This is a genomic window from Micromonospora sp. NPDC047187 (genome assembly GCF_040643355.1).
Taxonomy (GTDB): domain Bacteria; phylum Actinomycetota; class Actinomycetes; order Mycobacteriales; family Micromonosporaceae; genus Micromonospora; species Micromonospora salmantinae.
On the sequence record NZ_JBEYUF010000007.1, the window covers coordinates 1 to 14,203 of the forward strand.

Genomic DNA, 14,203 nt, shown 5'->3' on the forward strand with positions numbered 1-14,203 from the left:
TCATAGAGTTACGGCGGTCATGGCGGAGGGGAAACGCCCGGTTACATTCCGAACCCGGAAGCTAAGCCCTCCAGCGCCGATGGTACTGCACTCGTGAGGGTGTGGGAGAGTAGGACGCCGCCGGACAATCTTCCAGATTAGGCCACCCCCACCGGGGGTGGCCTAATCTGCGTTTCCCCCTGGGGTCTGCCCCGCGCTCCATCTCACCCCCGCGATCTTGCAGTTTCTGCGGCGACAAACCGGCTCAGAGTTCGCGTTACGACGACCGAAAGTGCAAGATCGCGGCGGTTCAGGGCTCGGTCTGGCGCTCGGGGCTAGGCTCGGCCTCGGGAGACGCGCACGGTCCCGATGCCACCGCAGGGCGGCAAGCGCAATGGACACGGCGGCAACACCGGTGACCTGACGCCGGACCTGAGCTGACCCCAGACCCTGAGCTGGACCCGGAGCAGGGCGGCCTCAGGGAAGGATCGACCCGGAACGGTTGGATCCTCAGGGCGTCTTCGGCCCGCAGACGTAGCGGGGCTCCGCGTCGTAGCGCCAGGAGAACTTCTCCCGCTTGACCACCACGCCGCCCTTCTTGATGACCCGGAAGGCGTCCTGGGTGAAGCCGTTGATGCCGTTGGTCTCGATGCAGGAGGGGCCGGGAGCCAGATGGATCTGCTTCGGCGTCGTGATGTTGCGGCGCGGCCCGTACTCGGTCTTCACGCTGTCGTAGATCTTCGTGCTCCAGATCGACACGGTGATCGTGCTGGAGGTGTACGACGTGTCGATGAGCACGCCGTACTCGGTGTTGTTGCGGAACTTGAAGTCCAGGTTCGGCCAGAAGATCGTCGACTCGATGACCGCCGGGTACCTGTCGAACCAGTACGAGTGCGGCTTGTGCTCGACGTCTTCCAAGCCGGCGTAGTAGGTCGCGTTGAACAGCGTGGTGGTGAACTGCGAGGTGCCGCCGCCGACGCCCGGCACCAGTTTGCCATCGAGGATGACAGGTGCGTCCCGGTAGCCCTGGGCGTAGCCGCGCTCGCCGGTGTGCCCGTTGAGCGAGAACGTCTTCCCAGGTAGTACGACGGTGCCGTCCACCTTCCTCGCGATGGTCGCGATGTTCTGACTGCGCGACGAGGCCATGCCGCCGGTGAACCGGGTGGTGAAGGTCGACACCCGCTCCTTGATGCCCAGGCCGGCGAGCTTCTCCGCGGTCAGCTGCGGCGGCGTCGGCTTCAACTCGCCGGTCACCTCGCGGCCGTCCGCCTTCGGTAGCACGGCCAGCAGGTCTCGACCGAGGGCTGCCGTGTCCAGCTGCTGCCCGGATCGCCCCTCCTTGGCGGTGGGCCGGCCACCGGAAATCGTCATGGTGGCGTCCTTCGGCGGCACCTCGATGGCGGCCAGTTTGTCGCCGAGCGCCGCTCGCAGCCGCTTGACGTCCACCGAGGGAGTGAGCTTGCCGGTCTTGTCGGCGCCGAACCGGAGGCTCTTCGCGATGGCGGCGGGCGGGATCGACACCTGACCCTTGCTGGTGCGCAGGGTGACCGGCGCGGCGACCGCCGGCTTCGCCAGCTCGCTGACCATCCGGTCCAACTCCTCCGGAGTGGTGGCCGGGTGGGTCTCCACCAGGGGCACGGTGACCGGGGCGCCGGCCAGCCAGCCGGCGCGGACCACCTCGGCGGAACGCTCCGGGTTCAGAGCCAGCCCAGGTTTGGGCTGTACGACCTTCGGCGTGGTGCCCTGATAGGTGATCGCCGGCATCGTCATGCCCTGGGCCTGGTTGCCGAGCACCTTACGGAGCGCGTCGTCCAATCGGCCCACGTCGACGGTCACCACCGGCTCGACGGTGCGGGAGCCGACCAGCCGGCTGACCGGGTGGGCGTCGGCCTCAGCGGCTGCCGCGACGGTCGCCGGGACGTCGACGGTCAGCCCCACGTCGGCGGGGTTGATCTCGGCGGTGCGTCCGTCGACGGTGACCTTCAGCGGCGTGGCGAGGGTTGCCGCCCGGCGGTCCAGTTCCGCCCGCAACTCCCGGTCGGCGTCCGCGCGGCTCCGGCCGCCCAGTTCGGTGCCGAGCACGGTGGTGCCACGGGGAACGTCACCGGCGTACGCCCAGGCGCCGGCACCCGCCACGGCGGCGAGGACGCCACCGGTGATGCCGGCGGCGAGCAGCATGCGCACCCGACGCGTCCGGCGCGGGCCGCCGTCCGGCTCGCCGGGAGCGGCTGTGGTGACCGGCTCAGCTCCGTCGTCCGGCCAGGTGACCGCGGTGACCTGCACCGTGGGCCGGTCGTCGGCGGGTGGACTGTTTTCGCCGTACAGCGTCACTGCAACCTCGATCGCCAGGGTGCCGCAGGAGGTCCTCCCTCCCGGAGGCACCTACGGTAACGAATGCCCGGCCGTCCTCGTCGGCTACGCCCACCAGGCGCTGCTACCGCGTGTCGTTCGGCGTGTCGCACCGGTCCGGGGGCGGTGCCGACGACCCACCGCCGACGTGGCACGGTGACCGGGTGGACACTGCGGAGCGGGTGTTGGCGTACGGGGGCGGATCGCTGGACCGGGCGGGACCGTTGCGCACCGATCCGACGCGGTTGGGCGTGCTGCTCACCGAGGCGACCAGCGTGCTGCTGCCGATGTGGCGGGACCGTTGTCTCGTGGACGGGCACGGGCCGGTTCGGCTCAGCGCGGAGCGCGCGGCGCTGGTCCGGTCCGCCGCCGGCGAGACCGTCTTCCTGGGGCTCGATGGGGAGGCCGCCGTGTTCACCGCGGACCTCTCCGCGCTCCCCGAGCGGTCCGCCGTCGAGATGGCCGGTGCGGTGCGGTCCGTCGACGTGCGGGCACTGGTCGGGCGGCTCGAACCCGGCGACGCGTCCGTCCTGGCGTACGCCAGGGGTTTGTTGCACTGGCACCGGCAGCAGCGATTCTGCGGGACGTGCGGCGCGCCGGCCGTCGCCGGCGGCGGCGGGCACCTGCGGACCTGCACCGGCATGGAGTGCGGACGTCTGCTGTTCCCCCGGATCGAGCCGGCCGTCATCGTGTTGGTCGAGGCGCCCGCCCGGTCGGGGCGCTGTCTGCTGGCCCGGCACGCGGGCGCGGCCGAGGACGCGTACTCGACGCTGGCCGGCTTCGTCGAGATCGGCGAGAGCCTGGAGGACGCGGTCCGCCGGGAGATGGGCGAGGAGGCGGGCGTGACAGTCACCGACGTGACCTACCAGGGGTCACAGGCGTGGCCGTTCCCCGCCGGCCTGATGGTGGGCTTCCGGGCCACCGCGACCTCCGACGAGGTACGCGTGGACGGCGAGGAGTTGTTGGAGGCGCGCTGGTTCACCCGGGCGGAGCTGCGGGGCCGGGTGGCCTCGGGTCGTCCGCTCGGTCGGGTGGACTCGATCGACCACCGACTGCTGACGGACTGGCTCGCGGAGGGCTAGTCGGCTGGGCCGCCGGAACCGGCGCGGGCCGACGGGCCGTCACCGCCATCAGCGCGGTGGTGACGATGGCAGTGCCCACCGCCGCGAGGAGGAGACCGGGGACGGTGTGTGGCCGGAGGGTCGCGGTGACGGCCACCAGGCCGGCCACACCCACCCACAGCGGTGCCGCTGCCCAGCGTGCGCCGGCCGCGAGGCGGTCGTTGAGCAGCACGAACGTCACCGCGTAGAGCGCACCGACCGCCGCGAAGACTGGCGCGTACCGGCCCAGGTGGTCGTAGTCGGGCCCACCGGCGAGGCGGAACGCGAGCCCTCCGGCGAGCGTCGAGGCGAGGACCAGCACCACGCCACACCCGCCTGTCACCGCGAGCGCAACCGTTCGGCTGCGCCGGTCACCGCGGGCCAGCCTAGGTAGGGCGAGGACGGCGGCGACCTGCGGTGCCCAGAGCGCACCCTTGCTCAGGACGGTGCCGACTGAGTACGCCCCGGAATCCGACGGGGACAGCAGTTGCCGGGACAGCAGCAGGTCGGCGTAGGAGACGACGAGCATCGCCAGCGTCGCACCGCAGCCGGCAACGACCTGAGCGACGGTCAGCCGTGGGGCGGTGGACGACCGTTGGGGCTCGCGGGCGAGTCGGGCCAGCACCGCAGGGGTGAGGACAGCGGTCAACGCGCCGACCGCCAGCGCGCCGGTCGGTCCCGCGCCGAGCAGCAATCCGGCGAGCACGCCGCCGTAGCGGCCGGCGGCGAGCACGGCCATCCCGACGGCGAGTCGTACGAAGCGTTGGCCACCCTGCAACTCTCCGAGGGACCGGGAGGAGAGCACGATCGCCGCGGCGGTGACCGCCAGCAGCGCGGGCATCTCTACCGGGAGATCCAGGGCGGTGACCAGCAGTGGTGTCGCCGCGACGAGGGTCCCCGCGCACACTGCCGCGGTGACAGCGGTGAGCCGCCGAGTGTCGGAGGCGCCGTGCCGGGCGCGGTGCACGGCGACGGCCAGTTGCAGGCCGAGCCCGGGCACACCGACGATGGCCACCAGACCGAGGGCGGTGGCGAGCGCGCTGAGGTCGGCCGGGTCGAGCCGCCGGGCGGCCAGCACCGGCACCAGGTACGCCAGGCCGTTGACCAGGACCCCGGCCACTGTGACGCTGACCCCGGCAGCGCCGAGGCCCGTACTCCATCCGCGTGTCAGCTCCGTCTGGGCCGTCCTCTCCCGACGGGCGGGTCGTCGGAAGCTCACGTGATCTCGGAGAAGGTCGGGAGCTGCCCGTCGGCTGGTCCAGCCGACTGGCCGGGCCCCGCCGGCTCGGTGGCGTCCGGCTCGGCCGGGTACGGCTTCGGTCCCTCCGCGAGCAGCGCAGCCGCCGCAACCGCTGGGGTCGCGGCGGTCGGCCTGGCCCGGCGTACGGGCCGTCGTCGGGCGGCGGTGGAGAGCCAGAGGGCACCCAGGGCGACGACGATGGTGAGTTGCACGAGCGCGTCGGTGTTCCGTCGTGTCGAGTCGAGGTAGAGCAACCCGGCGAGCAGGACGAGCGCGCCGGGGAGCCAGGTCTCGACGGCCCGGCTGATCGTCCTGGCCCGGCGTGGGTCGGCCGGCCAGGGCAGGCGGCGTGGGCCGGGTACCGCCAGCATGAATCCGGCCGCGACCAGCAGGCCGCCGATGAGGCCGCTCCACAGCACCAGCGCGGCGGCCCCGACGGCAAGCAGCGGCAGCGAGCGGGTGACCCGACGTCGGCCGCGCGGTGGGACGGTCGCCGAGGTTCGCCCGGTGGGCTGTCGGGCGGGCACCACAGCGAGCAGGACCACCACGGCGAGCAGAACGCCGCCGAGGAGAAGCCCCACCCGGTACGGCGTGTCCGGTGCGAAACGCAACAGCACCTCTCCGGACGCGCCGGCGGGAAGGATCCAGCCCTGCTGCCATCCGTCCACCACCAGTGGTTTCAGCGTCCGTCCGCCGATGGTTGCCTGCCAGCCGGTGTTGGTGTTCTCCCGTACGGCGAGCACCCGGTCGACGGGGTGACCGGCCACCCGCACCCGTCGCTCGGTGGCCGCCCAGGATTCGATCTCGGTGCCGCTGGCGGTCGCCGAGGTCGGGGTGGTCGTCTTCGGTACCAGGGCGACCCTGGTGGGCGAGGCCAGCTGGCTCGGGGTGGCGACGATCCGGTGCTCCCCGCGGCCCAGGTCAAGCTGCCGGGGCGTGGCCCGGCCGCACGGCGTCACCGGCATCTCGCGCATTTCCAGCAGGTCGCGGAGCGTGCCGCGCAGCGTGGTGGTGACCCGCGCCGCGCCGATCTGGAGCGTCGGCCCCGATCCGCAGGCCAGCGCCAGTGGTGCGTCGGAACGCGGTCCGACGGTGGGCGCTCCGGGTAACACTGTCACCTCGCCGACCGCGATCGGCAACCGCTCCGGCAACCGCAGCTTGTACGGGTCGGTGCTGGTGGCGGACGGTTTGTCGAGGAACTGGATGGTGATCTCGTCGGTCCGCATCGGCGGGTCCAGGCGGAGCAGCCCGTCGTCGCCGAGCAGGCTGCTGCGGAAGCCGTCGTCGCCGACCACCCGCACACTGCCGAGACGGGTGGCGGGTGTCTTGTCGTCGACGGAGAAGCGGAGCCCGGTGATGGTCTGCGGCTTGAGCCACTTGAGTCGCAGGATCGGTGCCTCGTCGTCGATCGCCGGTGACCAACTGGTGGCCGGGTTTCCGTCGAGTGCCGCCCCGGCCCGGCCGGTCGGGTCGGGCACTGCCGTCGAGGAGGCGCTGATCTGCGCCGCGAGCCGCAGCGGTTGCGCGTCGGTCACCAACTTGTCGAGGGCGTTGTCCAGGTCGGGGCCGGCCGTGGGCCGCGCCCACAGCTTGGCGTCGTACGCGCCGGCCGCCGGCAGGGTCAGGGTCCGGTCGATGGTGGACCCGTCCTCGGAACCACGGATGGCGTCGGTGGAGCAGCGCGGGTACCCGTCGACGGAGAAGCAGGCCGGCGTGGTGGGTGCCGCGGACACGACGACGGTCGCCGGTCGGTCGGTGACCGGTGCGGCGGGCAGGACCAGGGTGCGGCTGGTCTGGATGCCCGGAATCTTGATCTCGGCGATGCCGACCGAGCCGTTTCCGAACGGGCGCAGGTCGTACGCGCTGTCGACCGAGACCCGGACCTCGCGGGTGGCGTGGACACCGGGCAGTTCGAACACCATGTGGTCGCTGAACTGTTCGACGGTGCTGCTCTCGTACCCGGCGCTGACGGTCACTGTCGTGGGCAGGGCATCGGCCTTCAGGTCGAACCACACCTCGACCCGGGTGACAGTCGTCGGGTTGGCGAGGCCCACCTCGATCCACTGTTGGTCGCTGGGCGAGTACGGCGCGGACTGCCAGGAGGTCGCCGGGTTGCCGTCCATCGCCGCGTACGGCTGGTGCTCGGGGCGGGCACCGCCGGGGGAGCCCACCTGGGAACGGGCGGTGGAGGTGCGGATCGCGTTGATGCCCTCGAAACGGGCGACGGTGGAGTGCTCTGCGCCCCACTCGGGCAGGTAGTCGTGGGCGGGCGCGGTGACCTCGAAGGTGTCGTCGGCGGTCAACGTCTGGGAGGTGTTGTCCCGCAGTCCGCCGAACGACACGTCCCGCCTGCGCAGACCATCGGTCATCGCCACCGGTCCGGCGACGTCGGCGGTCGACGCGTCGCCGGCCAGGACGGTGGGCGCCGGGCCGAGCTGCCCCGCCGCGGCGAGGTCGAGCAGTGATTCGGGGCCGCCGACAACAGTGGTCACGTCGGTTCTGTCGTAGGCGACCACCGGCTCGACGGGCCGGTCGACCCGGTAGACCTCCAGCGCCCGGACGGGCACGTCGAGCCCGTGGTCGCGGAACTCGTCGGGGGACGAGGGCCCGCCGCGCAGGGGGCCGAAGGACGTGACGCGGGTCAACCCGGGTGAGCGCTCCAGCGCCTGCCGGACCACCGCTGGGCGGGCCGTGTCGGAGCGGCCGTGGTCGAGGTCGGCGCGGAACAGGACGTGGCTGATTCCGGATCGGGCCAGCAGGTCCGCCAGGCCGGTCGATCCGGCGCCGGTGGCGAGCGTCGCCTCGATCACGTCCAGCAGTCGGATCGTGGTCGGTGGGGTGAAGGGGATGGCGTTGCGTACCGCCCACCGACTGTTGAGCAGCGGCTGGGTGATCTCGTCGGTGGTGTTGCCCCAGTCGTACGACGGAAAACGCGCCCCGGGTACGACGAGCACCCGCCCGAGCCCCGTGTTCGCGTCGAGCCAGTCGGTGGCGTCGTGCCAGTAGCCGGGCACCTCCTTCACGCTGCCCGGGGTGGCGAGACCGCCCGCGAGGGCGGGTGTGGCGACCGCCGTGACGGCGACGATGGCGGTGCCGGCGGTCAGCCAGGCGCGTGCGACGGTTCGCCGACGGTGCCGCGCGGGCGCGGTGCGCGCCGCCCGGACGGCCAACCCGATCAGGTGCGCCATGCCCAGGCACAGGGGTAGGCGGAGCAGGACGTCGAACTTGTGCACGTTGCGCAGGGGTGCGCCGACGCCGTCGAGGAACTCCCGCTGTGGCCCGGCGAGGATGTTCGGCAGGTCGCCGACATGCCCGAGGCCGACGAGCGCGACGCCGAGCACCAGACCGGTGATGAGGAACCGGCGGTGCGGCATCCCCCGTCGGGACAGCCCGAGCACACCGAGGGCGGCGACCGCCAGGGTGGCGGCGACCAGCACCGCCTCGTTGGCGAGTCGCGCACCGGACGGGATGGTCGGTCCGAACGGGGAGGCCAGGTAGGCGACCCAGTAGGAGGCGCCGCGCAGGGTTGTCACCCCGTCGGTGACGCTCGTGGTGTTTCGGGCGGTCTCGATGTAGTCCAGGAAGGGTGGGCTGTACCGCCCGAGGACCAGCAGCGGAACCAACCACCACGCGGTGGCCAGGGCCACCGCGCCACACCAGGCGGCGATGGCGGTGACCCGGCGGCGTACGGGCTGGACGGTGGCGAGCCAGAGCAGGGCCAGTGGCACCACAGCGAACACGGCAGTGGCGTTGACGCCACCGGCGCAGGCGACGGCGATGGCTGACGCGGCGACGGCGCGTCGCAGTCGCGTGCCGGCGGCGAGACCGACGAGTGGAATGAGCACCCAGGGGGCGACGGCGCTGGGCCAGGCTTCCACCGAGGACCAGCCGAGCTGGGTGAGGATGCGCGGTGACAGCGCGAAGGCGACGCCGGCGATCATGCGCCCGGCGGGCGTTCCGATGTTGAGCCGGCCCGCCAGGCGCACGGCCCCCAGGTAGGCGACACAGAAGAGCAGTGCCCACCACAGCCGCTGCACCACCCACGGCGCGAGGCCGGACTCCGACCCGAGCAGGAAGAACGGGCCCATCGGCCAGAGATAGCCGTACGCCTGGTTCTGTAGTTGGCCGAACGTGCCGGTGGGGTCCCACAGGTGCAGCGAGCGGAGCAGCCACCCGGCCGGGTTGACGAACAGGTCGACCTTGGTGTCCGGGACGACCTGGCCCGGGGCCTGCTGGAAGGCGAGGGCGGTGAGAGCGATGCAGATGACCAGGTGCCGGAACCGTCGGGCCGTGTGCCGGCTCCGGCTGGACCCCGGAGCGGCGCCACTGGCCACCTCTGCACGCATTTCGGCTCCTGTCTTCACCGGCCGGACGCGCACCTGCAGCCGACGACTGTCGCGCGACGTTATCCGGACCGGGCACGGACGGGCGACCAGGGGCGCTGCGGTGGCGTTATCGGGAGAACGGCCGTCCCCACGGCGTGTAAGCGTGTGGCAGGCTGCCGACCATGTCAATGCCAGAAGCTGAGGCCGAGACGCATCCGGAACGCGTCTCGTCCGACGGCGACGGGCCCGGGCCGATCGGCCGATGGCTCCGCGCCGACCCTGTCCGCGCCGTGGCGATCGCCCTCATCGCGGTGTCCGTCGCCTGGCGCGCCGGCCTCGCCACCCGTGGTTGGTTCTCGCAGGACGAGTTCGTCATCGCCGCCCAGGTCCTCGACACCGGGCTGGACGCGGACTATCTCCTGCGTACGTTCAACAACCACCTCATGCCCGGCGGCCTGTTTGTGGCGTGGGCGATGGTGCGGGCGGCGGGCTTCGCCACCTGGCCGTGGGTGTTGCTGCTGGCGGTTGGCCAGGCGGCGACCGGGATCGCTGTGTACCGGCTGCTGCGCGATCTGCTCCGGCCAAGCTGGGGCCTGCTCATTCCGTTGTGCCTGTTCGTGTTCTGCCCACTGACGCTCGAGGTCTCCTCGCTGTGGTTGGTCGGGCTGCTCGTGCTGCCGATGCAGTTGGCCCTGGTCATGGCGGTGGCAGCCCAGGTCCGGTACGTGCGGACAGGTCGCCTGCGGCACCTCGTGGCGGTCGCGCTGTGGCTGGTGTTCGGCCTGCTCTTCGACACCAAGTCCCTGCTGATCGTGCCGTTGCTGTTCCTGCTGACCGTCTTCCTCTTCACCTCCGGTGGAGTGTGGCGCAGTCTCGCCACGGCGGTCCGCCGGCACTGGCCGGCCTGGCTGATGCTCAGCGCGCTGTCGGGGGGATACCTGGCGTTCTACCTGACCCGTCCCGCCGCCCGCCAACTGGACGAACCCGCGTCCGTCGGTCCGGTCTTCAACTTCCTCGGTGACCTGGTCGGCGAGACAGTGGTGCCGGGTCTGCTCGGAGGTCCCTGGCGTTGGACCTACGCCGGTGACGGCCCCCCGCTCGTCGACCCGTACGACATCGCCAAGTGGTTGTCGTGGGCGGTGCTGGCGACGCTCGTCGTGGTCACCGTCCGGCGGCGTCCGTCGGCCGGCCGGGCCTGGCTGCTGCTCACCTCCTATCTCGGCCTGGTCGCCGCGCTCTTCGCCGTCACCCGGCTGGGCGGGCCGCTCGGCCCACTGGTCGGCGTCGTCCCCCGGTACGTCGCCGACGTGGTGCTGGTCGCCGCGATCTGTGTGGGCGCGGCCCTGCTGGGGATCAAGGACACCGACGAGGACGAGGTGTCGGCGTGGCCGGTGCCGACGGTCCTGCGGGAGCCGGGCGCGTTCGCTGTCGGCCTGGTCTCGATGATCGTCGTCCTGGCGACCATCGGCGTGGGCACCCTGTGGAGCACTGCCCGTTTCGGGGACAACTGGAGTACGAAGTACGGGCGGGACTATCTCGCGACGACGCAGGCCGAGCTCGCCGCAGCGCCGCCGGGCACGGTCTTCTTCGACACCGCCGTCCCGGACCGGGTGATCGCCGGCTACTTCTGGCCGGACAATCTCCAGTCGCACTTCTTCCGCCCGGCCGAGCGTCGACCCACCTTCGTGACGGAGGCCGCGCGACCGTCGACGTTCGACGATCTCGGCCGGATCCGTCCGGTAGTGGTCCAGGGACGGAAGATCGTGCCCGGCCCGGTGGACGGTTGCGGGCACCTGGCCCAGGGCGGCCGACCCACTCGGATCCCGTTGGACGGGTACCTGGTGGAGTGGCCGTACGCGGTGCATTTCGGCTACCTCAGCTCGGGTGACTCGACAGCGCTGTTCCGGCTCGGCGACGCCACCCGCGAGATCACCCTGCGACGCGGGCTGAACGACCTGTTCTTCCTGTTGGAGGGTGCGGGGGACGCCGTCGAGGTCACCGTCCAGACGCCAGGGGTCGGGGTGTGCACCGAGCTGATCACCGTCGGCCGGGCGGTGCCGGCATCGTGAATGGTTGAGCCGACCGACGGCGTCGAGGCCGCACCGGTTCGGCGGGCGCGGGACACGCTGTCGCTGTACGCGGTCGCGGCGGCCGTCACTGTGGTGGTGCTGGCCCCGCTGGCGACGCCCGGCTACGCGTTGCTGTACGACATGGTGTTCGTACCCCGGCAGCCGTTGACCTGGGATCTCGTGGCCCCGGCGCAGAGTCTGCCCCGGGCGGTGCCGATGGACGCGCTGGTCTCGCTGGTCACCCAGCTCGTGCCGGGCTGGTTGGTGCAGCGGCTGGCGCTCGCCGGGGCGGTATTCCTCGCGGCGGTCGGCGCCGGCCGGTTGGTGCCGACCGAACGGCGCGCGGTCCGGCTGTTCGCCGCGTTGGCGTACGCGTGGTCGCCGTACCTCGCCGAGCGGTTGCTGATCGGGCAGTGGGGGCTGCTGCTCGCGTACGCCGCGCTGCCCTGGCTGGTGCGGGCGGTGCTGGACCTGCGGGCCGGGCGCGACGGCGCGCTCGCCCGGGTGGTGCTCGCCGCCGCTCCCGCCGCCATCACGCCGACCGGCGGTCTGATCGCGCTGGGCACGGTGCTGGTGCTGACGTCGGACCGGATGCGCGCGCCCCGGTCGCTGCTGGTGTCGCAGCGAATGCATCCGCACCGGTCCCGGCAGGCGTTGGCCGCGGTCGGAGTGCTCAACGCCCCCTGGGTGGTCGCGGCCCTGGTCACCGGTGCCGGGGGTTCCTCGGACCCGGCGGGGGTGGCGGCGTTCGCGGCACGTTCGGAGAACTGGGCCGGTCCGCTGGTGGCGCTGGCCGGCACCGGTGGCATCTGGAGCGCACAGGCCACCCCCGCCAGTCGCGCGGTGCCACTGGTGCCGGTGGCGACCCTCGTGCTGCTGATCCTGGCCGGTGTCGGTGCGGGCCTGCTGCGGCGCCGGCTACCCCCGGGTGGGGTGGCGCGCCTGGCGGTGCTCGCCGGGACCGGTTTCCTGCTCGCCGCCTTCGGGCTGCTCCCCGGCGGGGATGCCGCGCTTCGGTGGGCGGTGGTGCACCTGCCCGGCGCGGGGCTGCTGCGAGATGGGCAGAAGTTCCTGGCGCCGTACGCCCTGCTGCTGGTGGTGTGCGCGGCGTTGGGGGCCGAGCGGCTGGTGGCCCGGATCGACCGGGAGGTGGCCGGGGTGGTCCTGGTCGGGCTGCTGTTCCTGCCGGTGGCGGTCCTGCCGGACCTGGCGTTCGGCGGTGTCGGTCGGCTTCGTCCGGTGAGCTATCCGGCGGAGTGGCAGCGGGTGGCCGAGCACATCGAGGAGGAGCCGGGGGAGATCCTCGCGTTGCCGCTGAGCGCCTACCGGGCGTACCCGTGGAACCCTGGTCGGGTCGTGCTGGACCCGGCGCCCCGCTACCTGCCGGGGACGGTCCTGACCGACGACACGCTCCGGGTCGGCGACGTCGCCGTGGCCGGCGAGAACCCGCGCGTCCGTGAGATGCGCCGGGCGCTGGCCGAGGGCCGGCAGGTCTGGACCACTGGGGTGCGCTGGGTCCTGGTGCAGCACGAGGTCTCCGGCGAGGTCGACTCTCAGGTGCTCGGCGGCCTGGAGCGCGTCCACGACGGACCGTTCCTGACGCTGTACCGCAACCCGGCGACGGTGCGGGAATCGGGCGGGTCGGGGCCGGCCCGACTGGCGGTGGTGGCGGCCCTCAGCGCTGCCCTTCTGGTGGTCATCGCTGCCGCCGTTTCGGCCCTACACCGGCGAGCTACCGCGTGGTAACGTCCGCTCGCACGTCTCGCCATTGGAGGATTGGCATGCGTAGAGCTCTGACCCTGGTCGTGTCTGGCCTGGTGGCGGCGTTGCTGGGGATCCTGGCTCTCGGCGGGATCTCGGCCGCCGCGACCGCCACCGACGAGGAGGCCGCGAGTGAGGCCAAGCTCGTCTCGGAGGCCGCCAAGCGGGCCGGTAAGAAGGACCCGTACGCCCCAGCGGTTTACGGCGACAGGTAGGACGGTTCGCCCCGCTGCTGCATTGGGCGGGGCGACTCCACACCCTTCAGGATCGCCTCGAAGCGCCCACCCGCGGCCTGCCAGGTGAAGCTGGCCGCGTGCTCCCGGGCCTGAGCGCCCATCTCCCGCCGCAGTTCATCCTGGTGCAGGAGCGTGCGCACCTTCATCAGGTAGTCGTCGATGTCGTCGGCCAGCAGGCCGGTACGCCCGTCGACTACCGCTTCGGTGACTCCGCCCGCTCCTCGGAACGCCACAGTCGGGGTGCCCGCCGAACCCGCCTCCACGATCGTGAGCCCCCAGCCCTCCTTGAGGGACGGGGTCAGGGCCACCCAGGCCGAGGCGAGCAGGGCGGCTTTCTCCTCCTCGGTCACGAAGCCCCGGAAGTCCACCCGTTCGGTGATGTCCAGCTCAGCGGCGAGTTCACGCAGGTGCGACTCCCACCAGCCCTGGCCGGCGACGACCAGGCGTAGTTGGGGCAGCTCGTCGGCGAGGGCCGCGACGGCCCGCAGTGCCACCTCCACCCGCTTGTGGGGCACCAGCCGGTTCAGCGTCACGAGCAGCGGGAACGTCGCCCGTTCGGCGTCGGTGTGGGGCAGCGTCGGGGTGCCGTTGTGCACCACGGAGACCTGCTCCGGCGGCACGCCGAGCACTGCCAACTCTCGGCGGGTCGCCTCGGAGACGGTGACGTACCGGCACCGCTGGTAGACGCGTACGGCGAGCGACGATTCGATCCACCAGCCGAACCGGGCAGCCCACTGTGGAAGCACCACTGGCCACTGCTCGCGGTGCACGTGGTGGATCAGCTTGACCACCGGGCGTCGTGCCCACAGCGGGGCGAGGAACGGCAACCCGTTGCAGACGTCGACAAGGACGTCGGGCCGCCCGCCGCGGCGGGCCGCCAGCGGGCCGATGCCCAGCGCGCCCGCGACGTAACAGAGTGCCGCCCAGAGGTAGACGCTGTGTCTGCCACCGCGCCGCACCAGCCGTACGCCCGCCTCGTTGACCTCGTCGGCGGGAGCCTGGCTGTGGGCGGCGCAGAAGAGAGTGGCGCGGAATCCGCGCGCCACCAGTTCGGCGGCGATCCGTTCGACGTACACCTCGGAACCGCCGCCCTCGGGGTTGCGGGTGTCTCGCCAGTTGAGGAACAACACGTTTCCGGGCATGC

The 14,203-nt window shown here is 72.2% G+C and carries 8 protein-coding genes and 1 rRNA gene; 5 read left to right on the top strand and 4 right to left on the bottom strand.

Annotated features, from left to right (window positions below):
* Positions 1 to 9 precede the first annotated feature (9 nt).
* Positions 10 to 126, top strand: a 5S ribosomal RNA gene (gene rrf, locus ABZ794_RS14125).
* A 363-nt stretch (positions 127 to 489) separates the two neighbouring features.
* On the opposite strand, the gene ABZ794_RS14130 is transcribed toward rrf, so the two are convergent.
* Positions 490 to 2,310, bottom strand: a complete 1,821-nt coding sequence (locus ABZ794_RS14130; protein ID WP_210780721.1) for a VanW family protein — start codon at positions 2,308 to 2,310, stop codon at positions 490 to 492.
* A gap of 182 nt (positions 2,311 to 2,492) precedes the next feature.
* Here ABZ794_RS14130 and nudC point away from each other — a divergent pair, with 182 nt between their 5' ends.
* A complete protein-coding gene (gene nudC, locus ABZ794_RS14135; RefSeq protein ID WP_357515780.1) occupies positions 2,493 to 3,410 on the top strand; it encodes an NAD(+) diphosphatase in 918 nt (305 codons plus the stop codon).
* Here nudC and ABZ794_RS14140 read toward each other — a convergent pair.
* Complete coding sequence (locus tag ABZ794_RS14140) at positions 3,307 to 4,599, bottom strand: polysaccharide biosynthesis protein (RefSeq protein WP_238690463.1); 1,293 nt, start codon at positions 4,597 to 4,599, stop codon at positions 3,307 to 3,309. The genes nudC and ABZ794_RS14140 overlap by 104 nt on opposite strands.
* A 44-nt stretch (positions 4,600 to 4,643) precedes the next feature.
* Positions 4,644 to 9,014 (bottom strand): alpha-(1->3)-arabinofuranosyltransferase, encoded by a 4,371-nt coding sequence (locus ABZ794_RS14145; RefSeq protein WP_357515782.1) that lies wholly within the window; start codon positions 9,012 to 9,014, stop codon positions 4,644 to 4,646.
* Between the two features lie 161 nt (positions 9,015 to 9,175).
* On the opposite strand from ABZ794_RS14145, the gene ABZ794_RS14150 reads away from it, so the two are divergent.
* Genes ABZ794_RS14150 through ABZ794_RS14160 form a run of 3 tightly spaced genes read left to right on the top strand, consistent with a single transcriptional unit; the run spans position 9,176 to position 13,038 of the window.
* Positions 9,176 to 11,062: a hypothetical protein gene (locus ABZ794_RS14150; RefSeq protein WP_357515784.1), complete on the top strand. Its 1,887-nt coding sequence runs from the start codon at positions 9,176 to 9,178 to the stop codon at positions 11,060 to 11,062.
* The gene (locus ABZ794_RS14155; RefSeq protein ID WP_357515786.1) at positions 11,063 to 12,808 is read left to right on the top strand and encodes a hypothetical protein; all 1,746 of its coding nucleotides are present in this window, start codon (positions 11,063 to 11,065) and stop codon (positions 12,806 to 12,808) included.
* A 35-nt stretch (positions 12,809 to 12,843) separates the two neighbouring features.
* The gene (locus tag ABZ794_RS14160) at positions 12,844 to 13,038 is read left to right on the top strand and encodes a hypothetical protein (RefSeq protein ID WP_112589285.1); all 195 of its coding nucleotides are present in this window, start codon (positions 12,844 to 12,846) and stop codon (positions 13,036 to 13,038) included.
* Here ABZ794_RS14160 and ABZ794_RS14165 read toward each other — a convergent pair.
* Positions 13,023 to 14,201 (bottom strand): glycosyltransferase family 4 protein, encoded by a 1,179-nt coding sequence (locus tag ABZ794_RS14165; RefSeq protein WP_357516002.1) that lies wholly within the window; start codon positions 14,199 to 14,201, stop codon positions 13,023 to 13,025. The genes ABZ794_RS14160 and ABZ794_RS14165 overlap by 16 nt on opposite strands.
* Positions 14,202 to 14,203: the final 2 nt, after the last annotated feature.